Raw genomic sequence first — 26,093 nt, forward strand, 5'->3', positions numbered from 1 at the left:
CGCAATGCCGACCACACCATTCAAGAATCAATGCTGCGTGCCACATCTGGAGTGCTGTACGTATCCGTCCGGGCCGAAGCGGATGCGATCATTACAGTCTGTTGTATTGGCTAACATCAGATGAATCCTAAAATCCGAGAAAGCTCCCATTACCAGGCAAGAAACAGACTATTCGCCAAGCAACTTTTCCCAAGAAAACCAGGAAATACCTCAAGAAGGCGCAATGGATGGACCTATCGACAGGCGAAAAAAAAACACCCCATCAGGGGTGTTTTCCTTGTGACTCAGATCCTGCCAGCCCTCTGCAAGGGGCCGGCAAGTGCAACTGTCAATCCGGCTTGCCGTTGACCACGCCGGCCGTGTTGTCGATCAGACTCTTGGTCGCAGTCTGCAGGAACGACTCCAGCTTCTGTTTGAGTTGCGCCTCATCGGCGGCTCCGGAAATCAGCTCGCCGCCAGGGGTTGCACCCAGTTCGTACTTGTACAGTCTGGGCGGCATTTCCTTGGGCAATACCAGCACCCGATCCGCCGTCAGCAGCGCCACGGTCTGATCGCTGCCCGACGGTTTGACCACGCCAAAACCCTTGTCGCCTTCGGGCAGGTTGAGCAGGTCACGCCCCCAGCACTGGTGCAACACATCGCCACCGAGGCGGCCCATGATGGTGGGCACGATATCGATCTGCGTGCCCACGGTGTGGTCGCGCTGGCCGAACTTCTCCTGGATACCGGGTGCAATCATCAGCATCGGCACGTTGAAACGACCCAGGTCCATTTCGGTGATCTGTTGCTCGTTGCCGAAACCGTGATCGCCGACCACAACGAACAACGTCTCCTTGAAGTACGGCTCCTTGCTCGCCTTCTCGAAGAACTGGCCCAACGCCCAGTCGGAGTAGCGCATGGCGGTCAAGTGCTCATTGAGGCTACCGCGGTCGGTGACCTTCTCCACTGGCAATGGCGTCGGCAATGCGTACGGGGTGTGGTTGGACAGGGTCTGCAGCAGGGCGTAGAACGGCCCCTTGCCTTCACGGGCCTTCAACTCTTCCAGGCCACGGTTGAACATGTCCTGGTCGGACACGCCCCAGGTCGGGTCGGAGAACACCGGATTGACGAAGTCATTGCGACCAATGAAGTTGGTCATGCCCTGGTTGCTGAAGAACCCCGACTGGTTGTCCCAGGCAAAATCACCGTTGTAGACATACACATCGTCATACTGGCGGGCGCTCAGCAGCTGCGGCAGGCCAGACAGTTTGTGGCTGCCTTCCGGGGTCTGCATCAGGTATTCAAAGCCTGGCAGGTTGGGGAAGCAGGCCATGGTGGCGAACATGCCCTGGTGGGTATGGGTGCCATTGGAGAAGAAGCGGTCGAACAGCAGGCCTTGTTTCGACAGTTTGTCGAAGTAGGGAGTGATCTCCCCAGGACGTCCCAGCGCGCCCACCGAATGCCCGGCGAAGCTTTCCATCAGGATCACCACGACGTTCTTGATCGGCAGGGTCTTGTCCGCATCCGGCGTGTAATTACGGCGCACGGCGGCGATGTCCGCATCCACCAGTTTGTCGTTCGGCACCAGCAGCATGTCGCGTACGGTCTGTTGAGCCAACGGCTGAGGCAAGCTCGCCTTCCAGATATTGGTGCGGTCTTCGGAGAAGCGATCCTTGGCTGCCGCCATCAACTGCAGGGTGCCGTTGAGGCCCAGCTGGTTGGCGAAGTTCGATTCGGTGGTGTAGACATCCCCCCAACGCATCGGCGGACCCTGGCGCAGGGTGCCACGAGCCGCCACCACACAGATCAGCAGGCAGACCACGAATACCGCAATACGTGCATACCAGGGCGCAACCTGGCGTGCGCCGACATTGCCACCGCTGAACGGACCGCGAGGCCGAGTGGCACGGTCGGCCCACTTGAACGCCAGGCTGAGGATCCAGGCTCCCACGACCCAGGCCAGCAGGTAGCGAACCACAGGGAAACCGTACCAGAGCATGCTCATCACGGTTTTCGGGTCCTCCTTCACATACTGGAAGACCAGACCGTTGAGACGCTGGTGGAACTCACGGTAGAAATCCATCTCCATCAGGCCAAGGAACAAGGCAATGCTGGAGGTCACCGTCAGCCACAAGCGCAGCAGCCCGCGAGCCGCCATGGCCCGGGCACTGAGCATGGCCAGCACCAGCGGTACGCTGAGGTAGACCACCAGCCGCAGGTCAAAACGCAGCCCATTGGCAAACGCTTCGAGGAAGGTCGAAGCCGGGGTGTCGAGAATCATCTCGCGGTTGTAGATCAACAGCGCGACGCGCAACAAAGAAAACATCACCATCATGACCAGCGCGCACAGCAGCGTGTAGGCCAGATGGGATTTGACGGTCGGTTGCAGCAGGCGATTCGAGGATCGCTGCTGACTCAGGGCATCCGAGTTTGCCATGTGGTTTTAGGACCCATTGGAAGTTTAAGTTGCAGAGAAAAAGTGGCGTTCTGCCCTCTTTTTGTCGCCAGGGCGACGGGGATTACGCGGTGCGCAGATGTTGCACGATCACTGAAGGCATTGCCATTGATTAGTGGGCACTCCCCACAAGCCCAGCTCCTACGGCTCTGGAACAACAGATTGCCGGGCTTCGCACCAGGGGAAAAACGCCGGCGAATTGTCTTTGAGGCCTTGTGAAAATTTCGTTCAACGTATGTTTAGTCACACAAAAAAGGGCCTGGCGGCCCTTTTTTTCCATCGCCGGCCATGATGCCGGGGCTGTTCGTCACGTGTCCTGGTTCAGAGCCTGACATTACCTCGGGGACCGGCAATGGCCCAGATGATCAACCCAAGTACGGGAAGGAAGATGATCAACAACACCCAGACAATCTTCATCCCGGTTTCAGCGCTGCTTTTCAGCACGTTGATGATGGCCCAGATATCCAGGGCCAGAATGATCAGGCCAACCAGGCCATTGAAGGTGGAACCCATGGTGTCGCTCCCAAATGAAGGTGTGCCTCTTTAAGATAGTCGCGCTGAATCAGGGTTCCGTTTTATTCCACCGCTATGGCGGATTCAGACGTGCACGGCAATCTTCAGCGCTTCCAGGGCCGGCGCTGCGGCGATACCGACTTCGGCACACAGCTCCAGCACTCGCGGCAGGTCATTGCCGTAGACCAGCACCATCTGCAGTTCGTCATCCAGCAACCGGCTGAAATTCATCAGCACATAGCCGCCGTTTTCCGGGTTCATGCTGCTCATCTGGATCTGGATGCGGTTCAAGGCCGTCAAGGCTTCGATCTTCGCCAACTGCTTGGGCTTGATGTTGAAAGGCACGTCCTTGCCGAAAGACGCGACGATCTGTGCGAACAGATCGACATAAGTGTCGGCCTGAAACAGCACAGTCTCCGGCAGGCTGCCGACCACCACCCACTCGCCCAGGGGAATGGGGAAGCTGTCGTCGTAGTTGATGTCCGGATTGGCCGCCAGGAACGCCTGGGGATCGGCGTAGGCCTGGGCCGCTTCGTCGGCGATCTGCTGGATCTCGGCATCGCCCATGCACCCGGAGCTGATTTTGCTGATGAGTTCGATAAGGGCGGTTTTCATGGGGACATCCTGAAGACAAGGAAATTCGAGGGCGCGAAGGATAGCCTAAAGTGCGCCCCCAGACCTACGCCTGCGACGCGGGCCTGGCGCCCTCGCTCCCTCGGACCTTGACGGCTCAGGCCAGGAGTTTTTCCAGCTGTGCGGCAGTGTCCTGCGCGCCCATGGTCTTGGCGGCTTCCAGGGCACTGACACCATTGCTGTCGCGAGCCTTGGGATCGGCGCCCTGGCTGATCAGGTAGGTGACGATTTCCGTGCGGTTGAACATCGCTGCCATCATCAGCGCGGTACGCCCGTCAAAGGACGAACCTTCCACTTGAGCTCCGCCTTCCACCAGCGCCTTGACCACCGCCAGGTCGCCCTTGAAGGCGGCGCCGGCGATCGGGCTCTGGCCATTGTCGTTGCGGATCTCGGGATCGGCCTGGTGCTTGAGCAGCACTTGCACGGCGTCCACATGCCCGTGATAGGCGGCCAGCATCAGCAAGGTGTCACCCTTGTGGTTGCGCAGGTTGACCGGCAGGCCACTGGCCGCCAGCTTGTCGAGCATCTGTGCGTCACCCTGACGGGCCACGTTGAATACCTGTTCGACAAACTGGGCGGCCTCTTCTTCAGTCATCTGGCGGCTTTTGTCGGTCATCGGAAACTCCAGGTTCGGCAAATCGGAAAGGCACTAGTTTCCCCAAGCCGGCCGCAGCCTGTCATCCCTTTTTTCCCAAGAGCTGCCATAGGCAGAATCAATAACGCAGACGCCCGCCCTGGATATCGGCAAAAATCTGCGGGGTCAGTTGCACATAGGTATCCGACCCGGGAAGCCAGGCATAGACCGGATCGTCGCCGACCCGTTCGAGGTCGAACGCCTGCTCCTTGAGTCGGCTCTTCTGATATTTGAAGGTGCCAGTGGTGTCCATTTTCACCTTGATCCGCAGAAACAGCGGCACCGCGTAAGCCGGAAGCTGCTGTCTGGCATATTGCAGCAACTCACTGAAATCCAGGGTCGCCAGCGACTCCGCCGGGGTAATGGCCACCATCCCGGCACGGCCGTTGGTGTTGTGGATTTCGACGCCATAGGCCACCACCTCGGCCACTTGCGGGTGCCCCAGGAGAATGTTCTCCACCTCGGTGGTGGAGACGTTCTCGCCCTTCCAACGATAGGTGTCCCCCAGCCGATCAACGAACTGCACATGGCCAAAACCGATGTCGCGCAGCAAGTCACCGGTGTTGAAGTAGCAATCGCCCTTCTCGAACACATCCTTGAGGATCACCTTGAGGTTCTTTTCCGGATCGGTGTAGCCATCCAGCGGCGCCTTGTCGTCGATCTTCGCCAACAGCAGGCCCTGACCGCCCTTGGCGACCTTCTGCATGAAACCCTGGCTGTTGCGCAATGGCGCCCCGGTGTCGTGGGCGTACTCCACCAATGCCCAGGGGATCAGGGAAAAACCCACGGTGTTGTCGAAGTTGAGGATATTGCTGAAGCCGATATTGCCGTCGCTGGCCGCGTACAGCTCACAGACATGACCGACGCCGAAACGCTGCTTGAACTCGCTCCAGACTCCCGGACGCAGGCCATTGCCGATCATCTTCAACACGCCATGCTCGGTATCCCGGGCAGTGCTGGGCTGATCGATCAGGTAGCGACACAATTCACCGACATAGCCCACGGTCGTCGCCTTGAACCGACGCGCATCGTCCCAGAACTGACTGGCGCTGAACTTGCGGCGAATGGCGAACCCCGAGGCGCCGGTGATGGCCGAGCCCCAGCAGACGCACAGCCCGGTGGCGTGGTACAGCGGCAAGGTGCAATACACCACGTCGCCGGGCTGCATATCCAGGGCGATGGTGCCGAAGCCGGCAGAGGTGCGCATCCAGCGTCCATGCTTGAAAATCCCCGCCTTGGGCAGGCCCGTGGTGCCGGACGTATAGATGTAGAAGCAAGGGTCGTTGAAGAAGATGCGCTGGGTCTGCAGCAGATTGTCCGCTGGATAACCGGCGCTCTCGGCCATCAGGTTGACCAGGCCGTCCGGAGTCGGTCCAGGGTCGACGAAGGTGTCCTGATCGGCCACGAACCAGGTGCGAGCCGGATCGATACCCACTTGATCGCGCACTGCGGAAAAAGCCGCCAGCAACTCACCACCGACCATGATGCCCACCGGCTTCACCAGTTCCAGACTGTGTGCCAGCACGCTTTGGGTCTGCGCGGTATTGAGCATCGCGCAGATCCCGCCAAGCTTGGCCACCGCCAGCACCGTGACCAGCAGCTCAGGGCGATTCTCGATGAAAATCGCCAGTACATCGCCCTTGCCGATGCCCTGCTCCCGCAGGTAAGCAGCGATGCGGTTGGCCCATTGGTTGACCTGGGAGTAACTGAGTACCCGATCGCCATACAACAGGGCCGGCCCCTGGGGATTGCGCAGGGTGGCCTGCTCAAAACTCCAGCCCAGCCCACAGGGTTGGTCAGGGTTGTCGATGTTCCCTGCCCTCATGCCTCGCACCACCCGAGGTAGCGCCTTGGCAATGGACGGCACCTTTCGCAGCATCATGCCCCAGGTGATCATGTCGCTCTTGTACTTGTTCATGGTTGCTCCGGTTCGACAGCAAAGGTCTGTGCCCGGGCCAGGCCGGGCGTTGGCAACAGCCAGCGCAAGGCTCAACCGGGGTTGGCGACCCAGGGTTCGGCAACCGGCAAGCGAAGACTGCGGGGATCACCCGCAAAGGGATAAAGGCAGGGCAAGTGCAGCGCTGCTGACAGCACCGGCAATAATGCAGTGGGACCGTTCATGGAGGGCGTCCTGTTTCTTATTATTCGTCGGGCAGGATCGCTGGATCGCGCCGCAACACATTCCATGTCGCAGAAACACCTTTCAAACCTGTTCGGCCGGGTCGCCGAGGCAGCATTGAAACGGCGTGACAGGCTGGAAAATACGTCAGCCGTCGCGGGCCTGTACACGGAGTTTTTGCAAACTTTTGTATCTCCCCGCCGGTTATCTCCAGGGCCCTCCAGCCCCGTCCATAAACGATTGAATTTTCTCTCGGGGCCAGCGGTCATAACGCTGTAGCCACGTCCACGGCTAATCGCCGCCAACCTGCAAAATGCAGGATGCACGATGGCCATTCATGCAATTTGCACGAGATTGAAATTTCCTAGAAATTATAAGCTATTGATTTATAAGGATTTTATAAAAAAACAATACTGGCACAATCGCTGCACCTATCACTCCACGCTTGCCCTTCAAGAGCTAACGGAGCTGATAGACATGAGCCTGATCCAAGAAAAGTTTTCTTCCCTGTTCTCCAACTTCGAAGTGACCACTCAACCCCGTCCTGACGGTGGCATCCTGCTCACCCTGCGTAACAGCGAAGGCAAACAGTTCAAGCGTTCGATTTCCTACGCGCAGCTGCATGCCGCCGACCAGCTGTCCTGGGTCATCAGTGCAATTCGTCGTGATTTGGCCGAACAGGCCAGTGAGCTGCCGCAGATTTCCATGCTGCAAAGCCAGAACCGCTTTGCCTTGCCGACTTACCACTCCGCGTAAGCCACCTTCGGTTTCCTGCTCGGGCCGGCCCACCTTGCGTGGGACCGGCCCGTTGACGTAGAGCTTGCCGCTCAATCGTCCAGGCGTGGGAACTGGCTGGCGATAGCGTCGCCGGTCAGGCTGGCCGACCAGCCTTGGGGATTGCTGAACAGGCGGATGGCTACCAGGTGCGGCTGCTCCCCCATATCGAACCAATGGGCAGTGCCCGCCGGCAGCGAAATCAGGTCGTTTCTTTCGCAAAGAACGGCATAGACGTAGTCGTCGATGTGCAGAGATAGCAGTCCACGTCCGGCGACGAATAACCGCACTTCATCCTCGTCATGGCGATGCTCGTCGAGAAAGCTGGCACGCAGCTCGGCTCTTTGTGGATGCTCACGGTTGAGGCTGATCACATCCACGCTGACATCACCCTGCTCGGTCGTCAGCCGATCGATCTGCTCCTGATAGGCCGCAATCACCTCTTCCTGGCTGGCCCCCGGCTCGATCCGCGTCGAGGCTGGCCAACGATCAAAGCCAATCCCCTGTTCGGCCAAGGTCGCAGCGATATCGTCAAAGTGGGTCAGAACCTTGTTCGGCAGGTCCGGGCTGGATACGTGGTAGACGGACAGGCTGCTCATGACGGCAACTCCTCTTGCATGCGGGTGGCAATGATAACGGCTGCGGCCAGGGCGGCGACGCTAGCAATACTAAAGGTCAATGTGGCGCCCAGGGCGTTCCAGCTGTATCCGGAATACAGGGCGCCCAAGGCACCTCCGGTTCCAGCCAGGGCGGCGTACAACGCCTGGCCCTGGCCCTGCTGGCGAGCACCGAAACTGCGTTGGACAAAATGGATGGCCGCGGCGTGAAAGCTGCCGAAGGTTGCCGCATGCAGCACCTGCGCCAACAACAGTGCCCCGAGATGCTCCGCCAGGCTGCCCAGCAGCACCCAGCGCAAAGCCGCCAAGAGAAAACTCGCCAGCAACACCCGGCGCACGGAAAATCGCGCCAGAATCCGACTCATGGCCAGGAACATCAGCACCTCAGCCACCACACCCAGAGCCCAGAGCATGCCGATCAGGCCACGGGTATAGCCCAGGTGCTCCAGGTGCAGGGTCAGGAAGGTGTAGTAAGGACCGTGGCTCATCTGCATCAGGGCCACACACAGGTAGAAGGCCAGCACCCCGGGGCCGCGCAGTTGCTTGATAAAGCCCTCCCCGGCCAACCGCGGCCCCTGCACCACAGGCTGGGCGTTGGGCACCCATAGGCTGCTGAGCATAATGCCGCCCATGATCGCCACCAGTGCCGCCGGATAGATATCCAGGCTCAGCCACTCGAACAGGCGCCCCAAAGCCACCACGGTAAGAATAAAACCGATGGAACCCCAAAGACGGATCTGGCTGTAGCGTGAGGTCTGCCCCTGCAAGTGCGCCAGGGTGATCACCTCAAACTGCGGCAGGACTGCGTGCCAGAAAAACGCGTGCAGGGCCATGACCATGGCCAGCCAGGCGTAGCTCTTGCTGACGAAGATCAGCGAGAAACAGATCAGGGTGCAGATGGCGCCACAACGCACGATCGCCAGGCGCCGACCAGTGTAGTCCCCCAGCCAGCCCCAAAGATTGGGCGCCACGCAGCGCATGAGCATGGGAATGGCCACCAGCTCGCCGATCCGCGCGCTGGAAAACCCCAGGTGATCGAAATACAGCGCCAGAAACGGTGCCGTCGACCCCAGCAGGGCGAAATAGAACAGGTAGAAACTGGAAAGCCGCCAGTACGGCAGCGCCGCCACGGTCATCAGACCGTAGCGACTGGCAGAACCGCCATTACAGCTGGCCCAGTACCGGCGTGCTGACGCGCACGTCGGCATTCTGGCCGCGGTGACGCAGCAGGTGATCCAGCAGCACGATGGCCATCATGGCTTCGGCAATGGGAGTAGCACGAATGCCCACGCAAGGGTCGTGACGGCCCTTGGTGATCACGTCCAGCGGATTGCCATCAACGTCGATGGAGCGACCTGGCGTGGTGATGCTGGACGTCGGCTTGAGGGCCAGGTGGGCAACGATCGGCTGCCCCGAGGAGATCCCGCCAAGAATGCCGCCGGCGTTATTGCTGAGGAAACCTTGCGGGGTCAGTTCGTCACGGTGTTCGGTGCCGCGCTGGGCGACGCTGGCAAAACCGGCGCCGATTTCCACGCCCTTGACCGCATTGATGCTCATCAACGCATGAGCCAGTTCGGCATCCAGCCGGTCGAAGATCGGCTCGCCCAGGCCCGGCATCACGCCTTCGGCGACCACGGTGATCTTCGCTCCCACGGAATCCTGATCCCGGCGCAATTGGTCCATGTAGGCTTCAAGCTCCGGAACCTTATCCGGATCGGGGCTGAAGAATGCGTTGTCCTCCACCGAATCCCAGGTCTTGAAAGGAATCTCGATCGGGCCCAGCTGACTCATGTAACCGCGCACCACGATGCCCTGGCTGGCCAGGTATTTCTTGGCGATGGCCCCGGCCGCCACGCGCATGGCAGTTTCCCGCGCCGAGCTGCGACCGCCGCCACGGTAATCACGAATGCCGTACTTGTGGTGGTAGGTGTAATCGGCGTGAGCCGGACGGAACAGATCCTTGATCGCCGAGTAGTCCTTGGACTTCTGGTCGGTATTGCGGATCAACAGGCCAATGGAACAGCCCGTGGTCTTGCCCTCGAACACCCCGGAAAGGATCTCGACTTCATCGGGTTCCTGGCGCTGGGTGGTGTGACGGCTGGTGCCGGGCTTGCGCCGGTCCAGGTCACGCTGCAGGTCTTCCAGGGACAGCTCGAGGCCCGGCGGGCAGCCGTCGACAATGGCGACCAACGCCGGACCATGGCTTTCGCCCGCGGTGGTGACAGTGAACAGCTTGCCGTAGGTATTGCCGGACATGCGGGGAGCTCCGTGAAATCAGCCGAAATAACTCAATCAGGATTACTGAAGGGCGCAAGTATACGCAGGCTACCCAACTAGTTCATCCTCGAACCTTCTGCCCCTGCCCGAGTCCAACCGGCACCTTATCCATGATGGCGTGATGATGCTGCGAGTCCTTCTCTTGAGCCTTTCCCTGTTCACCGGCCTGGTCAACGCGGCCGTCCTGCAACGCCCCGTAAGCCTGGACACCGGCCACGGCGAGCTGTATGGCTCGATGCTGCTGCCCAAATCTGCGCAGCCGGTGCCGGTGGTGCTGATCATCTCAGGCTCCGGCCCCACCGACCGCGACGGCAACAACCCCGACGGCGGGCGCAACGACAGCCTCAAGCGCCTGGCCTGGGTGCTGGCCAAGCACAACATCGCCAGCGTGCGCTACGACAAGCGCGGTGTAGCGGCCAGCCTCGCGGCGACCCCGGATGAACGCAACCTGACCCTCGACGCCTATGTGGCCGACGCCGTGGCCTGGGGCAAGCAGCTCAAGGCCGACACGCGCCTGGGCCAACTGATCGTGCTGGGCCATAGCGAGGGCGCGCTGATCGCCAGCCTCGCCGCCGCCCAACTGGACGCCGCCGGCGTGATTTCCATCTCCGGCACCGCCCGCCCCGTGGATCAGGTGCTGCGCCAGCAACTGAGTTATCGCCTGCCGCCGGCGCTGATGGTGCGCAGCAATGAACTGCTGGACAGCCTCAGGGCCGGTCAGATTGACAACGATGTGCCACCAGCCCTGCAAGTGATCTTCCGCCCCAGCGTGCAACCCTATCTGATCACCCTGTTCCGCGAGGACCCGGCCGCCGCTTTCGCCCGCCTGAAAATGCCGGCGCTGATCATTCAGGGCAGCAACGATATCCAGGTCAGCGTCGACGACGCCCGGGTGCTCAAGGCGGCAAAACCGGATGCTCAACTGACCTTGATCGACGGCATGAACCATGTGCTGCGTATCGTACCCAACGATCTCAAGCGCCAATTGGCGTCCTACAAGGACCCGCAATTGCCCCTGGCGGCGGAACTGGGCCGATCCATCATCAGTTTTATTGACGGACTTCACACCCGTTAGGCTGTTTTTACCCTCCAGTCCTGAAAAAAACGGCCGATAAGCCTTTGCCGGCCGTTCGATTGCTGTCGGCGCGCAGCGATTGGACAGGACTTGCCGTTATGACTGATACCTCGAATTCACCCGCCACCGAGCAGGAAGCCGCCGTACCGGAAGCGGCGCCGTTGCCGTGGGCGGACGTCCAGGCTGAACATCACAAGATGCTGCGCCTGGCGCCCCTGCAGACCGATCGCGCCACCGGTGGGCGCCCTTTGCGTTTTGTCGAGTTCGGTTATGCCGAACGCAACAACAAAGAGCACAGCCTGCTGCGCATGACCATCAGCCTGCCCGGCCAGCGGGTGCGCAAGGAACAGAATCACCTGGATGTCTGGGTCGAGCACGACACCCACCGGGTGCACTTCGAGCCCGAAGGCGGGCTGCAGATCGAACCACTGAACCGTGGCATCGGACGCTTCCTGCTGGCCCAGGCCGCGCAGTGGGCGCAGAAGAAGTGGCCGCACTACCGGGTCGACGGCTTCGAGCTCGCTAACAAGGACGCCCTCAATGAGGACACTCGCCTGCGCCGCGATCATGTGCTGCGTACCCAGGGCTTCGACGTGGTGTATGCCGATGCCCAGCATCTCAAGGGCAGCGTCAAGGATGTTCAAGTGGGCGAGCTGCTGAGCCAGTGGAACACCGAGAAACTGCAGTTCGTGGAGATACTGGAAGCCGCACAGATGCTCCAGCAGGCCGAGCAGAACCTGGAGGAGCTGGAAGTCAAACTGCGCAAGCAGGAAGAGAAAGTCACCAAGTACAAACGTGAAGACACCGGTCTGCGCTTCACCATCACCTGCCTGGTGGCCTTCGCGGTCTTCCAGGCGGGGCTGCTGATCTGGATTGCGACTCACCGCTGAGTCGCGACCTCTTCAGGGATCAAGGCCCGCCTTGCGCGGGCCGGCACATGGCTCAGGCGCGGGCGGCGAACAGCGCCTGATGCTCGCGGCACTGCTCCGCAGTGAGCATGAACACCCCGTGACCGCCGCGTTCGAAGTCCAGCCAGGCGAAGTCGACTTCGGGGTACAGCGCCTCGACGTGCACCTGGCTATTGCCCACTTCGACAATCAGCAAGCCTTTCTCGGTCAGGTGATCAGCGGCCTGGGCCAGCATGCGCCGCACCAGATTCAGACCATCATCGCCACAGGCCAGGCCCAGCTCGGGCTCATGCTGGTACTCGTCCGGCATGTCGGCAAAATCTTCGGCATCGACATAAGGCGGGTTGGAAACGATCAGGTCGAAGCGCTGCCCCGGCAAGCCATCGAAACCATCGCCCTGCACGGTGAACACCCGCTCATCGACACCGTGGCGCTCAATGTTCTGGTTGGCCACTTCCAGGGCTTCGAAGGACAGGTCGGCCAGCACCACTTCGGCCTCGCGGAACTCATAGGCACAGGCGATGCCGATGCAACCGGAGCCGGTGCACAGATCGAGAATCCGCGCAGGCTCAGTGCCCAGCCAGGGTTCGAAGCGTTTCTCGATCAACTCGCCGATGGGCGAGCGGGGAATCAGCACACGCTCGTCAACGATGAACGACATGCCGCAGAACCAGGCCTCGCCCAACAGATAGGCTGTGGGCACGCGTTCTTCGATTCGGCGCTTGAGCAGGTGCTGAAGGTGGACCAACTCGTCGTCTTCCAACGCGCAGTCCAGGTAGCTGTCGGCGATTTCCCAGGGCAGGTGCAAGGCTCCGAGCACCAATTGGCGGGCCTCGTCCCAGGCGTTGTCGGTACCATGGCCGAAGAACAGATCCTCCCCATGAAAGCGGCTGACAGCCCAGCGGATATGGTCACGCAAGGTGCGAAGGCGGGAAGTGATCACGGGACAGACTCCTGAAAAAACGACCGGCAATTCTAACAGCCAAAGCGCCTGCCGACGACGAATGAAAAACCACCGCCGTACAATCGCCCGACCGACCGCTTTTTGCCCGGCAAGCCAAATACCTTGCCCCTCTTGACAAGGCTGCAGGCCAACAACGGCGCACCTTACGTTAGTAGCGATTCACAGAAGCGCTCCGCCAGAGGACAATGTCGCAAAAGCCCCACTCACAGGAGCCCCAGAATGTCCGTTCCAAAGACGATGTTTCAACTCAGCGGTCGTGGTTATGCAGCGGCCAATTTGAGCCACGCGACCCTTGTGATCATCGACGCCCAGAAAGAGTACCTCAGCGGCCCCCTGGCCCTGTCCGGCATGGACAAGGCAGTGGCCAACATCGGCCAACTGCTGGCCGCAGCCCGGGCTGCCAGCCGGCCCATCGTGCATGTGCGCCATCTTGGCACCGTCGGCGGCCTGTTCGACCCTCAGGGCGAGCGCGGCGAATTCATCCCCGGCCTTGAGCCCCAAGGCGACGAGACCATCATCGGCAAGCTGCTGCCCAGTGCCTTCCACGGCACCGAACTGGAAAAGCGCCTGCAGGATCTGGGCTCCCTGGACCTGATCGTCGCCGGTTTCATGAGCCACTCCAGCGTCAGCACCACCGTGCGAGCAGCGAAGAACCTGGGATTCCGTTGCACCCTGGTGGAGGACGCCTGTGCCACCCGTGACCTGCCCTACAAGGGCGGCATTCTCAGCGCCGAGCATGTTCAGCAGACTGAAATGGCGATCATGGCCGACAACTTTGCCACTCTCGCCCAGACCGCAAGCCTGATCTGACCAGCCTTGGTGAGCGGCTGGCGGGCCGCTCATCCATAAACGCCTCGCATTTGCAGCAATTGCCTTAGCCTCAGGAACCACCCGGTCAACTCCCGGTCGAAGGGCCGATACCCATTGAGGAAGGTCGGAATGAAGATATCCGATGGTTTTGACGCACGCCGATTGCGGCCCAAAAGCCCGCGAAACTGGCGCCTGCGCCTGGGGGCTGGATTCTCTGCATTGCTGGCGACCTTCGGCGTGCTGCTGGCCCTGGCCGGGACCGCAAGCCTGCTGGGACGCGCTCCGGCGCTAGGAGAACTCAACGCCAGCCCACTGGGCTCGGCGCTGATCCTGCTGATTGGCGTGCTACTGCTGTACATCGGTGTGCGCCTGTGGCGGCGTTGCCGGCGCCGAATGCGCCAGCCCCTGGCACTGAACATGGCGCCACACCTGATGAAAAAACACGACTGACGACCCTGGGCGCGATTTGCGCGCCTTAAGGTGTTCCGAGTTGGGTAAACTAGCCGCCCTTCGCGGAGGCTGACATGCAAGACGACGATTTTTCCCTGTTCAAAAACGAGATCCGCGGCGTCAAGCCGATCAAGCACGATCGGGCCGACACAGGCAAACCCAAGGCCGACCGCGCACAGATCGCCAAGCTGCGCCAGGCTGCCACAGTGCGTAGCGAGACAACGACGGTAGACGGGCTGTCCGATCAGTTCGTCATCGATGTGGGACCTGAAGATGAGCTGATGTGGGCCCGCGACGGGGTTCAGGAAAGCCAGATGCGCAAGCTGAAAGTCGGCCAGATTCCCTTTGAAGGCAGCCTCGACCTGCATGGCATGACCGTGGAAAAGGCCCGCGAAACCCTCTGGGCGTTTCTCGCCGAAGCCACCCGATTCGAGATCCGCTGTGTACGCGTCACACACGGCAAGGCCGTGCGCCTGGACGGCAAGCGCCCCATGATCAAAAGCCACGTCAACACCTGGCTGCGCCAGCATCCACAAGTGCTGGGCTTCACCTCCTGCCAGGCTAAACATGGCGGCACTGGCGCGCTGTACGTCATGCTCAAACGCACCATGATGGAAGGCCGCGACGAATAAAGCCGCTGCACTAAGCTTGCAGCGCCGTGTCTGCCACCGTACCCTTGCCCTTTGCGTAAAATCCCACAGGTAGTTTCATGTCCCTGGAACAGAATTACACCGCGATCCTCGGCCAACTGGGCGAGGACGTCTCCCGCGAGGGCCTGCTCGATACGCCCAAGCGTGCCGCCAAAGCCATGCAGTACCTTTGCCGCGGTTATGCCCAAACCCTGGAAGAAGTCACCAACGGTGCCTTGTTCAGCTCTGACAACAGCGAAATGGTGCTGGTCAAGGACATCGAGCTCTACTCGCTGTGCGAACACCATCTGCTGCCATTCATCGGCAAGGCTCACGTTGCCTACATTCCCAGCGGCAAGGTCCTGGGGCTGTCGAAAGTCGCGCGCATCGTCGACATGTATGCCCGTCGCCTGCAGATCCAGGAAAACCTCAGCCGGCAAATCGCCGACGCCGTCCAGCAAGTGACCGGCGCTCTGGGGGTTGCAGTGGTGATCGAGGCCAAGCACATGTGCATGATGATGCGCGGTGTGGAAAAGCAGAATTCGTCGATGATCACTTCGGTGATGCTGGGCGAGTTCCGCGAAAATGCCGCGACTCGCAGCGAGTTCCTCAGCCTGATCAAGTAACAGGCCCTGAGTGAAAAAACCGGCGTTGATCGCCGGTTTTTTTCGTCCGGCAAAAATCAGGTAAGCTGCCGCCCCTTCATTCATGGGCAAGAGGCAATACCGTGATCGTCAAAGCGCTGCGAGTCGGCCTGGGCCAACTCATCATTTTCATCGACTTCATCACCCGCCCGCGCAAGCAGAAGCGCGCTGCCGCCGCTCAAGCGCAAGTCGAGCAGGCCGCCAAGGGCCTGACCCTGTATCAGTTCCACGCCTGCCCGTTCTGCGTGAAGACCCGCCGTACCCTGCACCGCCTGAACGTACCGGTGGCCCTGCGCGACGCCAAGAACAACGAGCAGGATCGCCAGACCCTGCTGGAGCAGGGCGGCAAAATCAAGGTGCCATGCCTGCGTATCGAAGAGAACGGCCAGACCACCTGGATGTATGAATCCAAGGTGATCATCGATTACCTGAACCAGCGCTTCTCGGCGGCCTGAAGCCTCTCCCCGGGACGATGCTGTCCCGGGTCAGTTGCCCCCTCGGAAAATCCGCTCAATCGAACATCCCGACATGCCGCGGATGGCTCTGTACGCGCTGGACCCAGGCCTGGATACCCGGATAGCGGGTCAGATCGAAACCGCCTTCATGGGCCACATGGGTGTAGGCATACAGCGCGATATCGGCAATGGAATAGTGCTCGCCCACCAGATACGGCGTGCGGCTCAATTGTTTTTCCATCACATCCAGCGCCTTGTAGCCACGCTTGTGCAGCTTCAGGTATTCGTCCCGGCGCTCTTCGGGCAAGCCCTCGTACTGTTCAATGAAGCGCGCCACCGCGATGTAAGGCTCGTGGCTGTACTGCTCGAAGAACTGCCATTGCAGGACCTGGGTGCGCAGGCGCGGTTCGCTGGGCAGGAATTCGCTACCGTCGGCCAGAAAGTTGAGAATCGCGTTGGACTCCCACAGGCAGGTGCCGTCTTCCAGCTCCAGTACCGGTATCTTGCCGTTGGGATTCTTCGCCAGGAAGGCTTCGGTCTGGGTATCGCCTCCGAGAATGTCCACCGCCTGCCACTCATAAGGCAGCCCCAGAAGACTGAGCATCAGCTTGATCTTGTAGCAGTTGCCCGAACGGTAATCGCCATAAACCTTGTACATGGCCCTCCCCTTAGGCTGCCTGTGCAGCCTGTGCTTGACGTATCACGGTGGCCAGCCGCTTGAGGCCTTCGTCCAGCCGTGCCGGATCGATATGGCTGAAATTCAACCGCAGATGCCCATGATTGCGCTCCGGTTCAGAAAAGAACGGTTCGCCGGGCATGAAAGTCACGTCTTGTTCCAACGCGGACTTGAGCAAAGTGCGGGTATCCAGGGGCTGTTTCAAGCTCAACCAGAAAAACAGACCGCCCTGGGGCACCCTCCAGTCCGCCAGATCGGCGAAATGAGTCTGCAGCGCGACCTGAAAGGCATCACGGCGCAGGCGGTAGAAACTTCGCAGTTCACCCAGGTGCTGCTGGAACTGATCGCTGCCGATCCACTGCATGGCCTGCCACTGGCCGACGCGATTGGTGTGCAGGTCCGCGGACTGTTTCAGGCGCAGCAGATGAGGGAACAGGTCCGGGCTGGCGATCAGGTAGCCAACCCGCAATCCCGGGAGCAGGGTCTTCGACACGGTGCCGGTGTAGATCCAACTGGCCTTTTTCAGGCGGCTGACAATGGGGGTCGCGCTGCCACCGTCGAAGGTCAGCTCGCGATAGGGCTCGTCCTCGATCAGGGTCACGCCGAACTCGTCCAGCAGGGCCGCCACCGCCTCGCGCTTGGCTTCGCTGTAGCGCACCGCCGAAGGATTCTGGAAGGTCGGAATCAGGTAGACGAAGGCTGGACGATGCTGTTCCAGGCGAGCGCGCATCTGCGCTAGATCCGGACCGTCCGACTCCAATGGCACCGTCAGGCAGTCGGCACCGAACAACTGGAAGATCTGCAGGGCAGCCAGATAGGTCGGAGCCTCCAACAGGATCTGGGTGCCCTTGTCGATGTACAGCTTGGCCGCCAGATCAAGGGTCTGCTGGGAGCCGCTGACCACCAGGACCTGGCTCGCCTCGCAAGGCACGCCGAGCTTGCGCGCCTCGGCAGCCAGGGCTTCACGCAACGACGGCTCGCCTTCACTCATGCCGTATTGCCCCATGGACAAGGGCATGTCTTGCCACTGCACCTTGGGCAGCATCACCTCGGCCGGCAGCCCTCCAGCGAACGACATCACTTCCGGGCGCTGGGCCGCAGCAAGGATTTCACGGATCAAGGAGCTTTTGAGGCGCGATACACGTTCGGAGAAGGCCATGGAGGTCACCGCTAGCAAAGGTCGGAGGAAATACGTCAAACTGCTTGACCGAAATTACGCCGACTCTCGCAGATACGTCAATATGCTTGACCTTAAAAACCAGACCTCGCAACAAGCCGCCATGGAAGCCTTCTTCTTTGGCTATCAGGCCTTTACCGCCAAGGCCGACGAAATGCTCGAACGCCGAGGCTTGAGTCGCGTGCACCAGCGCATCGTGTTTTTCATTGCCCGCTACCCCGGCCTGAGTGTGAAAGAACTGCTCACGCTGCTGGGGGTGAGTAAGCAGGCGCTGAATACGCCTTTGCGACAACTCATGGAAATGCACCTGGTAGACAGCATCGCCCCAGCCAGCGACAAACGAAAACGCCTGTTGCAACTGACCGACGATGGCGCGCGCCTTGAACACTCCCTGCGTCGCGAACAGGTAAAACTGCTGCAACGGGCCTTCGCCGAAGCCGGAGAAAGTGCGGTCAATGGCTGGCTGGCAGTAAACCAGGCCCTGGCGGGAAAACCTGCAGACGACTGATAGCCCCTTCCTCTCGGCGCGCCCTCCCAAGCCGCCGAACAGACTCTGACCTACCCTCCGCACTGCCCGGCATAAAGGGCGATGGTGATATAGCCAAGTCCTCAGATTTTTCGCACACAAAACCAAAAACATTATTTGCTTTCTTTGTATACAAAAGCATAATTCGCCACGTGTGAGTTCTTGACCCAAAGGTCAACAAACCCCACAAGCCCTGCCTGCCTCAAAGAGCCGCTGCCCACCCTCCCGTGCCCGGTTCTGGAAAAAACAATAAAACTCTTGAGGAGTACTCGCTGTGGAAAGCCGCAAATCCGAAGCCTCTCCGCTGGACCTCTCGCCCTCGCTGAACAGCGGCTGGCTGGAGCGCATCTTCAAACTCAGGTTGCATGGCACCACGGTGAAGACCGAGCTGATTGCCGGTGTGACAACCTTCATCACCATGGCTTACATCATCTTCGTCAATCCCAACATCATGGCCGACGCCGGCATCGACCACGGCGCCGCCTTCGTTGCCACCTGCATCGCTGCCGCCCTGGGCTGCCTGCTAATGGGCCTGTATGCCAACTGGCCAGTGGGCCTGGCCCCGGGCATGGGTCTCAACGCCTTCTTCACTTACACCGTGGTCGGCACCATGGGCTACAACTGGGAAACCGCCCTCGGCGCGGTATTCATCTCCGGTGTGCTGTTCATGATCCTGACCTTGTCGCGGATTCGTGAATGGCTGCTCAACAGCATTCCGGTGAGCTTGCGCTTCGCCATGGGAGCGGGTGTCGGGCTGTTTCTCGGACTGATCGGGTTGAAAACAGCGGGCATCATCGTCGACAGCCCGGCCACCCTGCTCAAGCTCGGCTCCCTGCGTGAACCGGGTCCGCTGCTGGCGGCCATCTGCTTTCTGATGATCGCGGTGCTCAGCTACCACCGAGTGTTCGGCGCAATTCTCATCAGCATCATCACCGTGACCCTGGCCGGCTGGGGCCTGGGGCTGGTGCACTACAACGGCATCCTGTCCACCCCGCCGAGCCTGGCGCCCACCTGGATGGTCATGGATGTTGCCGGTGTGTTCAACGTCAGCATGATCAGCGTGGTACTGGCCTTCCTCTTCGTGCACATGTTCGACACTGCCGGCACCCTGATGGGCGTCGCCCAGCGTGCCGGCCTGGTGAAGGCCGACGGCAAGATCGAGAATCTCTCGCGCGCCCTCAAGGCCGACAGTGCTTCAAGCGTCTTCGGCGCAGTAGTCGGGGTGCCGCCGGTGACCAGCTACGTGGAAAGTGCCGCCGGTGTGGCCGCGGGCGGGCGGACTGGCCTTACCGCCGTCACCGTAGGTGTGCTATTTGTTGCCGCCATGTTCTTTGCGCCGCTGGCAGGCATGATCCCTGCTTACGCCACAGCAGGTGCCTTGATCTACGTTGCGATGCTGATGATGGGCGGCATGGCCCATATCAACTGGGACGAAGCCACCGACAGCATTCCGGCGATTGTCACGGCAATCATGATGCCCCTGACCTTTTCCGTCGCCGATGGCATTGCCCTGGGTTTCATCACCTATGTGGTACTAAAGGCAGGAACGGGCAAGCACAAGGAAATTTCCATCAGCCTGTATGTGCTGTGTGCGATCTTCATCGCCAAGTTCATTTTCTTGTAAGCCGCACCTGCTCTCACCCGCCCCATCCCTTCGGATGGGGTTTTTGTGTATTTGGAGAATGTAATGAGTCTGGAAACCTGGCTGCTGTTCAGTGGCGCTACCTTGGTAGTGATCCTGATTCCGGGTCCCTTGTCGTTGCTAATGATCAGCAACAGCCTGAACTATGGCCTGCGCCGCTCATACCCGGCCTTTCTCGGCGGGGTCCTGGCCTCGATCTGCCTGTTGAGCGCATCCGCGCTGGGCCTGGGCGCACTGCTGCTGGCTTCGGAGCAACTGTTCAGCGCCCTGAAGATCGTCGGCGCCCTCTATCTGTTCTACCTCGCCTGGCAGAGCTGGCAGCAATCGCGGCAGCTTTCCCACGGCGCGGTGGTACCAGAAGTCGCACTGAAACCGCGCTTTCGTGCACTGTTCGGACGCGCTTTTGTCCTGGGGGCCAGCAACCCGAAGGACATTCTGTTCTTCGCCGCGTTCCTGCCGCAGTTTCTCAATGCCCAGCAGCCCTTCCTACCGCAACTGCTGATCATGGTCGCCACCTGGACCCTGCTGGACCTGACCTGCAAGCTGGCCTACGGCCTCGGTGCCCATGGCGCCGCGCATTACTTGCGCAGCGGCAAGGGCCAAAGCTGGTTCAATCGCATCAGTGCCGGGCTGTTCACGGGAGCTGGAGCCGCATCCCTGTTGAGCCGTTGAGCGCTCCGCCGGCAAGCCGTTTCCTGCACCGCTCAGCCAGGAGCTGGCTTGCCGGCGACGACTTTACAACCGGCGAAAAAAAGCCCGCAGTGTGAGCGGGCAAGGACCAAAGAAGCTATTTGCGCAGGATTCTTGGGGGGAAAGTCCTAGCTTCCTCTGTAGGTCGAATAGCTGTACGGCGAGATCAGCAGCGGCACGTGGTAATGCTCCTGCTCGGCACTGATACCGAACCGCAGCACGACTACATCAAGGAACGCCGGCTGTGGCAGTTGTACACCCCGGGCGCGGTAGTAATCGCCAGCGTGGAAATGCAGTTGGTAAACCCCGGAACGGTAGTCATCGCCCTGCAGCAGCGGCGCATCGCAACGGCCATCGCTGTTGGTCAGGGTGCTGGCGACCAACTCCATCTGCGCCCCTTCAACCCGATACAGCTCGACCTTGATAGCGCTGCCAGGGCAGCCATGTGCGGCGTCCAAAACGTGTGTAGTCAAACGTCCCATTGATTCTGCGTGCCTGTCACAACTGGTGCGCCCAGGCCTCGCGCCTCCCGGAGTCAGTGATTGAAAGAGGGCCACAGCGTTTCAGCGGGTGAAAAGCTGCGGCGAGGCCATGATTAAGACACTTTTCAAAAAAATTGTACACAATAATAATCACAAATATTCACTCCGGTAGCGCTATACCCGGAAGCCTGTGGATTGACCTCAACACCACAGCAGCAGACGACTTGCGATCCATTAGCTGACCATATAGGCAAGTTTCTTGCAGGTGTAGGCCATAGCGACAAAAGCAGAAAAATGCAAAAAATCAGGCTTACAAAGTGAATATAAACTTGTATACAATCAGCCCATCGCAGTGACGCTCACCTGGGTTTCCGGCTTCAGGTTCCGCCACGCCACCGTTATCACGAACAAGAAGGAAGACTGCAGTGAGCGCTGACTACCCTCGCGACCTGATCGGTTATGGCTCTACCCCCCCTCATCCTCACTGGCCAGGCAATGCTCGTGTCGCCCTGTCCTTCGTGCTCAATTACGAAGAAGGCGGCGAACGCAACATCCTTCATGGCGATAAGGAATCGGAAGCTTTCCTGTCGGAAATGGTTTCGGCGCAGCCGCTGCAGGGCGAGCGCAACATGAGCATGGAATCGCTGTACGAGTATGGCAGCCGCACCGGCGTCTGGCGGATCCTCAAGCTGTTCAAGGAATTCGACATTCCGCTGACCATCTTTGCCGTAGCCATGGCTGCTCAGCGTCATCCGGACGTGATCCGCGCCATGGTCGAGGCCGGCCATGAGATCTGCAGCCACGGCTACCGCTGGATCGACTACCAGTACATGGACGAAGCCCAGGAACGCGAGCACATGCTCGAGGCGATCCGCATCCTTACCGAAATCACCGGTGAACGCCCACTGGGCTGGTACACCGGCCGTACCGGCCCGAACACCCGACGTCTGGTAATGGAGGAAGGCGGCTTCCTCTATGACTGCGATACCTACGACGACGACCTGCCCTACTGGGAACCCAACAACCCCACCGGCAAGGCGCATCTGGTCATCCCCTACACCCTGGATACCAACGACATGCGTTTCACTCAGGTCCAGGGCTTCAACAAGGGCGACGACTTCTTCCATTACCTCAAAGATGCCTTCGATGTGCTCTACGCCGAAGGTGCCGAAGCCCCGAAGATGCTTTCCATCGGCCTGCACTGTCGACTGATCGGTCGCCCGGCCCGCCTGGCATCCCTCAAGCGCTTCATCGAATACGTCAAAGGCCATGAACAGGTGTGGTTCACCCGTCGTGTCGATATCGCCCGCCACTGGCACCAGACCCATCCTTACCAGGGAGCGGCGAAATGACTGCTTTCCAGAGCCTCAAGCCATCGACCCTGAGCCGTGAAGCCTTCGTCGAGGCTTTCGCCGACATCTATGAACATTCGCCATGGGTGGCTGAAAGAGCCTACGACCTGGGTGTTGACGCCTCCGTCGACCAGATTGAAGGCCTGCACCAGCGCATGAGCGATATCCTGCTGAGCGCCGATCACGCCAGCCAGTTGGCACTGATCAACGCTCACCCGGATCTGGCTGGCAAAGCCGCGGTCCAGGGCCAGTTGACCGAAGCCAGCACCAACGAACAGGCTGGCGCCGGTATTCACCAATGCACAGCCGAAGAGTTCCAACGGTTCACCGAGCTGAACGATGCCTACAAGGCCAAGTTCAAGTTTCCCTTCATCATGGCGGTGAAAGGCAGCAACCGGCACCAGATTCTCGCCGCGTTCGAAACCCGCATCCATAACTCGGTGGACACTGAGTTCAAGTGCGCGCTGGCAGAGATCAACAAGATTGCATTGTTCAGATTGCTGACCCTGTAGCGACCCGCTCCTGAGGATAGCCCCGAGAACCTGGATTCCCTCGCGCCACTCCCGGTTCTACGTGCATCCCAAGCCACCTATTTCAAGGCAGACAAGAAGAATGAAAGCTTACGCCGCCCCTTTCGAGAAGTTCGTCAACCTGGCCGACGCGCGCCTGGGCACCAAGATCATCTCGGTCACCGATGACTGGTTCGCTGACGCAAACCGGCTGTTCCAGCCAACCCCGGCTGTCTGGAAGGAAGGCGTGTTCGATGACAACGGCAAGTGGATGGATGGCTGGGAATCCCGTCGCAAGCGCTTCGAAGGCTACGACAGCGCAGTGATCCGCCTGGGCGTGCCGGGCTCGATCAAGGGCGTGGACATCGACACCTCGTTCTTCACCGGCAACTTCCCGCCATCGGCGTCCCTGGAAGCCTGCTTCCTCAGCGAAGGTGAACCTGGCGAAGACACCCAGTGGGTCGAAGTGCTGTCTGCTGTCGAGCTGCAAGGCAACAGCCATCACTACCACGAGATCAACAACGACCAGCCCTTCAGTCACCTGCGCTTCAATATCTATCCGGATGGCGGTGTAGCGCGCCTGCGGGTCTACGGTACGCCGTACCGCGACTGGTCGGCCATCGGTGACAACGAACAAGTCGACCTGGCTGCGGCCCTTAACGGCGGTCGTGCCCTGGCCTGTTCCGACGAACACTTCGGACGCATGGGCAACCTCCTCAACCCGGGCCGCGGCATCAACATGGGCGACGGCTGGGAAACGGCCCGCCGTCGCACTCCCGGCAATGACTGGGTGATCGTCGCCCTGGGCCACGCCGGCGAAATCGAGAAGATCATCGTCGACACCCTGCACTTCAAGGGCAACTACCCGGACAGCTGCTCGATCCAGGGCGCATTCGTCAAGGGCGGCACCGACAGCCAGATCGAAACCCAGAGCCTGTTCTGGCGTGAACTGCTACCCAGCCAGAAGCTGGAAATGCATGCCGAGCACAGCTTTGTCGAGCAGATCAAAGCCCTGGGGCCGATCACCCATATCCGCCTGAACGTGTTTCCGGACGGTGGCGTCAGCCGCTTGCGCCTCCTGGGCAAGGTCGCGAAATAGGACGTCCCCCATCGCAGGCCAGCCCGCACCTGTTGGAGCAAGCTGGCTCGCGATGACCGCAAAACAGACAAAACACACTCAAGATAAGAAGAACAGCATGCGCACATTGATGATTGAACCCCTGAGCAAAGAAGCCTTCGCCCCTTTCGGTGACGTGATCGAAACCGACGGCAGTGATCACTTCATGATCAACAATGGTTCGACCATGCGCTTCCACCGCCTGGCAACGGTTGAAACCGCCCAGCCGGAGGACCAGGCGATCATCAGCATCTTCCGCGCCGACGCGCTGGAAATGCCGTTGACCATCCGCATGCTGGAACGCCATCCGCTGGGCAGCCAGGCCTTCATTCCGCTGCTCGGCAACCCCTTTCTGATCGTGGTCGCGCCACTTGGCGATGAACCTGTATCAGGCTTGGTCCGCGCCTTCGTCAGTAATGGCAGGCAGGGCATCAATTACCATCGCGGCGTCTGGCACCACCCGGTGCTGACGATCGAAAAGCGGGATGACTTCCTGGTGGTTGATCGCAGTGGCAAAGGCAATAACTGCGATGAGCATTTCTTCAAAGAGGATGAGTGTTTGATCCTCGCCCCCCACCAATAAGAGAAGGTCTGATCACCCGACAACAAGGGTGACAGGCAAGAGGTAAAGACTGTGGAAGCACATCTGTTGGAATGGCTCAACCTGAGCGTGCGTTGGGTACATATGATCACTGGTGTGGCCTGGATCGGCGCATCGTTCTATTTCGTCTGGCTGGAGAACAACCTCAATCGCGTCAACCCCAAGGACGGCCTGTCCGGCGACCTCTGGGCGATTCACGGTGGCGGTATCTATCACCTGGAAAAATACAAACTGGCCCCGCCCTCGATGCCGGAGAACCTGCACTGGTTCAAGTGGGAAGCCTACTTCACCTGGCTGTCGGGGATTGCCCTGCTGTGCCTGGTGTTCTACTACAACCCGATGCTCTACCTGGTTGCCCCCGGCAGCGGCCTGACCGGTCCCGAAGGCGTGGCCATCGGTATCGGCGCGTTGATTGCCGGCTGGTTCGTCTATGACTTCCTCTGCGATTCGCCATTGGGCAAGAAACCTGCCCTGCTCGGCTTCATCCTGTTCGTTCTGCTGATTGCCGCCGCTTACGGCTTCAGCAAAGTGTTCAGCGGCCGTGGCGCATACCTGCATGTGGGCGCCATCATCGGCACCATCATGGTGGGCAACGTGTTCCGCATCATCATGCCGGCCCAGCGCGCACTGGTGGCGGCGATCGCGGAAAACCGCACACCGGACCCGACCCTGCCGGCCAAGGGCCTGCTGCGTTCGCGTCACAACAACTACTTCACCCTGCCTGTGCTGTTCATCATGATCAGCAACCACTTCCCGAGCACCTACGGTAGCCAGTACAACTGGTTGATCCTGGCCGGGATCGCGGTCCTGGCGGTGCTGGTACGTCACTACTTCAACACCCGGCATGACAGCCACAAGTTCGCCTGGACCCTGCCCGTTGCTGCACTGGGCATGATCTGCCTGGCTTACGTGACGGGTCCGACGCCAGCTCCCAGCGCCCCCGAAGTAGCCAAGGCCGCCGGCCAGATCGAGTACCAGCCCCTGCCGGAAACCGCGCTGGGCGGTGGCGCCAAACCCGCGGCGCCAGCCAGCGCAGAAGCCCCGGCGGCTCCAGCGGCAAGTCCGGCACAGGCATCCAGTGCCGGGCCATCCTTCGACAAGGTGCATAACGTGATCCAGGAGCGCTGCACGGTTTGCCATTCGGCCAAGCCCACCAGCCCCCTGTTCAGCACGGCACCGGCCGGGGTGATGTTCGATACCCCGGAACAGATCCGCCTGCAGGCCGCACGTATCCAGGCCCAGTCCGTCGCCAGTCAGATCATGCCATTGGGCAACATCACGCAGATGACCCAACAGGAACGTGAACTGATCGGTGCCTGGATTGCCCAGGGCGCCCAGACCAACTGATCAGCGCCTGTCGCCGGGCCGATTCGCGAGCAAGCTCG

The 26,093-nt window shown here is 60.3% G+C and carries 28 protein-coding genes; 16 read left to right on the forward strand and 12 right to left on the reverse strand.

Features of this window, described 5'->3' with window-relative positions; all coding sequences use genetic code 11:
- Positions 1 to 328: 328 nt before the first annotated feature.
- The 5 genes from WIN67_RS22060 to WIN67_RS22080 form a co-directional block, all read right to left on the reverse strand.
- Positions 329 to 2,416 carry an LTA synthase family protein gene (locus WIN67_RS22060; protein ID WP_102880495.1) on the reverse strand — a complete coding sequence of 696 codons (2,088 nt, stop codon included), beginning with the start codon at positions 2,414 to 2,416 and terminating at the stop codon, positions 329 to 331.
- Between the two features lie 339 nt (positions 2,417 to 2,755).
- A complete protein-coding gene (locus tag WIN67_RS22065; protein ID WP_102860821.1) occupies positions 2,756 to 2,947 on the reverse strand; it encodes a PLDc N-terminal domain-containing protein in 192 nt (63 codons plus the stop codon).
- An 84-nt stretch (positions 2,948 to 3,031) separates the two neighbouring features.
- Entirely contained in the window at positions 3,032 to 3,562 is a 531-nt protein-coding gene (locus tag WIN67_RS22070; protein ID WP_339070052.1) for a hypothetical protein, read from the reverse strand.
- A gap of 115 nt (positions 3,563 to 3,677) precedes the next feature.
- A complete protein-coding gene (locus WIN67_RS22075) occupies positions 3,678 to 4,196 on the reverse strand; it encodes an ankyrin repeat domain-containing protein (protein WP_102880496.1) in 519 nt (172 codons plus the stop codon).
- Between the two features lie 97 nt (positions 4,197 to 4,293).
- Positions 4,294 to 6,132, reverse strand: coding sequence for a long-chain-acyl-CoA synthetase (locus WIN67_RS22080; RefSeq protein WP_102880497.1), 1,839 nt, complete (start codon positions 6,130 to 6,132; stop codon positions 4,294 to 4,296).
- A gap of 678 nt (positions 6,133 to 6,810) precedes the next feature.
- Here WIN67_RS22080 and WIN67_RS22085 point away from each other — a divergent pair.
- The gene (locus WIN67_RS22085) at positions 6,811 to 7,089 is read left to right on the forward strand and encodes a DUF3509 domain-containing protein (RefSeq protein ID WP_019093389.1); all 279 of its coding nucleotides are present in this window, start codon (positions 6,811 to 6,813) and stop codon (positions 7,087 to 7,089) included.
- A gap of 71 nt (positions 7,090 to 7,160) precedes the next feature.
- Here WIN67_RS22085 and WIN67_RS22090 read toward each other — a convergent pair whose 3' ends face one another.
- From WIN67_RS22090 to aroC, 3 genes are read right to left on the reverse strand one after another with little or no spacing between them, the layout of a single operon-like run.
- Positions 7,161 to 7,706: an acireductone dioxygenase gene (locus WIN67_RS22090; protein ID WP_339070053.1), complete on the reverse strand. Its 546-nt coding sequence runs from the start codon at positions 7,704 to 7,706 to the stop codon at positions 7,161 to 7,163.
- Complete coding sequence (locus WIN67_RS22095; RefSeq protein WP_339070054.1) at positions 7,703 to 8,860, reverse strand: MFS transporter; 1,158 nt, start codon at positions 8,858 to 8,860, stop codon at positions 7,703 to 7,705. Before WIN67_RS22095 ends, WIN67_RS22090 begins: the two co-directional genes overlap by 4 nt.
- A gap of 28 nt (positions 8,861 to 8,888) precedes the next feature.
- Complete coding sequence (aroC, locus tag WIN67_RS22100) at positions 8,889 to 9,980, reverse strand: chorismate synthase (protein WP_110594636.1); 1,092 nt, start codon at positions 9,978 to 9,980, stop codon at positions 8,889 to 8,891.
- A 142-nt stretch (positions 9,981 to 10,122) separates the two neighbouring features.
- Here aroC and WIN67_RS22105 point away from each other — a divergent pair, with 142 nt between their 5' ends.
- Positions 10,123 to 11,076, forward strand: a complete 954-nt coding sequence (locus tag WIN67_RS22105) for an alpha/beta hydrolase (RefSeq protein ID WP_339070055.1) — start codon at positions 10,123 to 10,125, stop codon at positions 11,074 to 11,076.
- A gap of 98 nt (positions 11,077 to 11,174) precedes the next feature.
- A complete protein-coding gene (locus tag WIN67_RS22110; protein WP_102880501.1) occupies positions 11,175 to 11,966 on the forward strand; it encodes a hypothetical protein in 792 nt (263 codons plus the stop codon).
- A gap of 52 nt (positions 11,967 to 12,018) precedes the next feature.
- Here WIN67_RS22110 and prmB read toward each other — a convergent pair whose 3' ends face one another.
- On the reverse strand, positions 12,019 to 12,927 hold the full coding sequence (gene prmB, locus WIN67_RS22115; protein ID WP_102860813.1) for a 50S ribosomal protein L3 N(5)-glutamine methyltransferase: 909 nt from the start codon (positions 12,925 to 12,927) through the stop codon (positions 12,019 to 12,021).
- Positions 12,928 to 13,167: 240 nt separating this feature from the next.
- Here prmB and WIN67_RS22120 point away from each other — a divergent pair, with 240 nt between their 5' ends.
- The 5 genes from WIN67_RS22120 (at position 13,168) to WIN67_RS22140 (ending at position 15,936) form a co-directional block, all read left to right on the forward strand.
- Positions 13,168 to 13,758 carry a cysteine hydrolase family protein gene (locus tag WIN67_RS22120; RefSeq protein ID WP_265073572.1) on the forward strand — a complete coding sequence of 197 codons (591 nt, stop codon included), beginning with the start codon at positions 13,168 to 13,170 and terminating at the stop codon, positions 13,756 to 13,758.
- A 129-nt stretch (positions 13,759 to 13,887) separates the two neighbouring features.
- Complete coding sequence (locus WIN67_RS22125) at positions 13,888 to 14,208, forward strand: hypothetical protein (protein ID WP_102880502.1); 321 nt, start codon at positions 13,888 to 13,890, stop codon at positions 14,206 to 14,208.
- 74 nt (positions 14,209 to 14,282) lie between these two features.
- Positions 14,283 to 14,840: a Smr/MutS family protein gene (locus tag WIN67_RS22130; RefSeq protein WP_102880503.1), complete on the forward strand. Its 558-nt coding sequence runs from the start codon at positions 14,283 to 14,285 to the stop codon at positions 14,838 to 14,840.
- Positions 14,841 to 14,917: 77 nt separating this feature from the next.
- Positions 14,918 to 15,463, forward strand: coding sequence for a GTP cyclohydrolase I FolE (gene folE / locus WIN67_RS22135; protein ID WP_011062625.1), 546 nt, complete (start codon positions 14,918 to 14,920; stop codon positions 15,461 to 15,463).
- Between the two features lie 101 nt (positions 15,464 to 15,564).
- Positions 15,565 to 15,936: a glutathione S-transferase N-terminal domain-containing protein gene (locus WIN67_RS22140; protein WP_102860811.1), complete on the forward strand. Its 372-nt coding sequence runs from the start codon at positions 15,565 to 15,567 to the stop codon at positions 15,934 to 15,936.
- Between the two features lie 55 nt (positions 15,937 to 15,991).
- Here WIN67_RS22140 and WIN67_RS22145 read toward each other — a convergent pair whose 3' ends face one another.
- Together WIN67_RS22145 and WIN67_RS22150 are read right to left on the reverse strand one after the other, a co-directional pair.
- On the reverse strand, positions 15,992 to 16,594 hold the full coding sequence (locus WIN67_RS22145) for a glutathione S-transferase family protein (RefSeq protein WP_102860810.1): 603 nt from the start codon (positions 16,592 to 16,594) through the stop codon (positions 15,992 to 15,994).
- A 10-nt stretch (positions 16,595 to 16,604) separates the two neighbouring features.
- Positions 16,605 to 17,771, reverse strand: coding sequence for a PLP-dependent aminotransferase family protein (locus WIN67_RS22150; protein ID WP_339070056.1), 1,167 nt, complete (start codon positions 17,769 to 17,771; stop codon positions 16,605 to 16,607).
- A gap of 82 nt (positions 17,772 to 17,853) precedes the next feature.
- Here WIN67_RS22150 and WIN67_RS22155 point away from each other — a divergent pair, with 82 nt between their 5' ends.
- From WIN67_RS22155 to WIN67_RS22165, 3 genes are all read left to right on the forward strand, one after another.
- Positions 17,854 to 18,297, forward strand: coding sequence for a MarR family transcriptional regulator (locus WIN67_RS22155; protein WP_296412769.1), 444 nt, complete (start codon positions 17,854 to 17,856; stop codon positions 18,295 to 18,297).
- 292 nt (positions 18,298 to 18,589) lie between these two features.
- Positions 18,590 to 19,939, forward strand: coding sequence for an NCS2 family permease (locus WIN67_RS22160; RefSeq protein WP_339070057.1), 1,350 nt, complete (start codon positions 18,590 to 18,592; stop codon positions 19,937 to 19,939).
- Between the two features lie 63 nt (positions 19,940 to 20,002).
- Entirely contained in the window at positions 20,003 to 20,629 is a 627-nt protein-coding gene (locus WIN67_RS22165) for a LysE family translocator (protein ID WP_123394162.1), read from the forward strand.
- Between the two features lie 146 nt (positions 20,630 to 20,775).
- Here the strand turns inward: WIN67_RS22165 and uraH are convergent, their stop codons facing one another.
- On the reverse strand, positions 20,776 to 21,129 hold the full coding sequence (uraH, locus tag WIN67_RS22170; RefSeq protein WP_110594648.1) for a hydroxyisourate hydrolase: 354 nt from the start codon (positions 21,127 to 21,129) through the stop codon (positions 20,776 to 20,778).
- Positions 21,130 to 21,554: 425 nt separating this feature from the next.
- On the opposite strand from uraH, the gene puuE reads away from it, so the two are divergent.
- From puuE to WIN67_RS22195, 5 genes are all read left to right on the forward strand, one after another.
- Complete coding sequence (puuE, locus tag WIN67_RS22175) at positions 21,555 to 22,481, forward strand: allantoinase PuuE (protein ID WP_339070058.1); 927 nt, start codon at positions 21,555 to 21,557, stop codon at positions 22,479 to 22,481.
- A complete protein-coding gene (gene uraD, locus WIN67_RS22180; protein WP_102860803.1) occupies positions 22,478 to 22,993 on the forward strand; it encodes a 2-oxo-4-hydroxy-4-carboxy-5-ureidoimidazoline decarboxylase in 516 nt (171 codons plus the stop codon). The genes puuE and uraD overlap by 4 nt, the downstream gene beginning before the upstream one ends.
- A 100-nt stretch (positions 22,994 to 23,093) precedes the next feature.
- Entirely contained in the window at positions 23,094 to 24,089 is a 996-nt protein-coding gene (alc, locus tag WIN67_RS22185) for an allantoicase (protein WP_102880510.1), read from the forward strand.
- Between the two features lie 97 nt (positions 24,090 to 24,186).
- Positions 24,187 to 24,690 carry an ureidoglycolate lyase gene (locus WIN67_RS22190; protein WP_102880511.1) on the forward strand — a complete coding sequence of 168 codons (504 nt, stop codon included), beginning with the start codon at positions 24,187 to 24,189 and terminating at the stop codon, positions 24,688 to 24,690.
- Positions 24,691 to 24,741: 51 nt separating this feature from the next.
- The gene (locus WIN67_RS22195; RefSeq protein ID WP_110594654.1) at positions 24,742 to 26,055 is read left to right on the forward strand and encodes a urate hydroxylase PuuD; all 1,314 of its coding nucleotides are present in this window, start codon (positions 24,742 to 24,744) and stop codon (positions 26,053 to 26,055) included.
- The last annotated feature ends 38 nt before the right edge of the window (positions 26,056 to 26,093 follow it).

Source organism: Pseudomonas idahonensis (assembly GCF_037903935.1).
GTDB lineage: Bacteria > Pseudomonadota > Gammaproteobacteria > Pseudomonadales > Pseudomonadaceae > Aquipseudomonas > Aquipseudomonas danubii.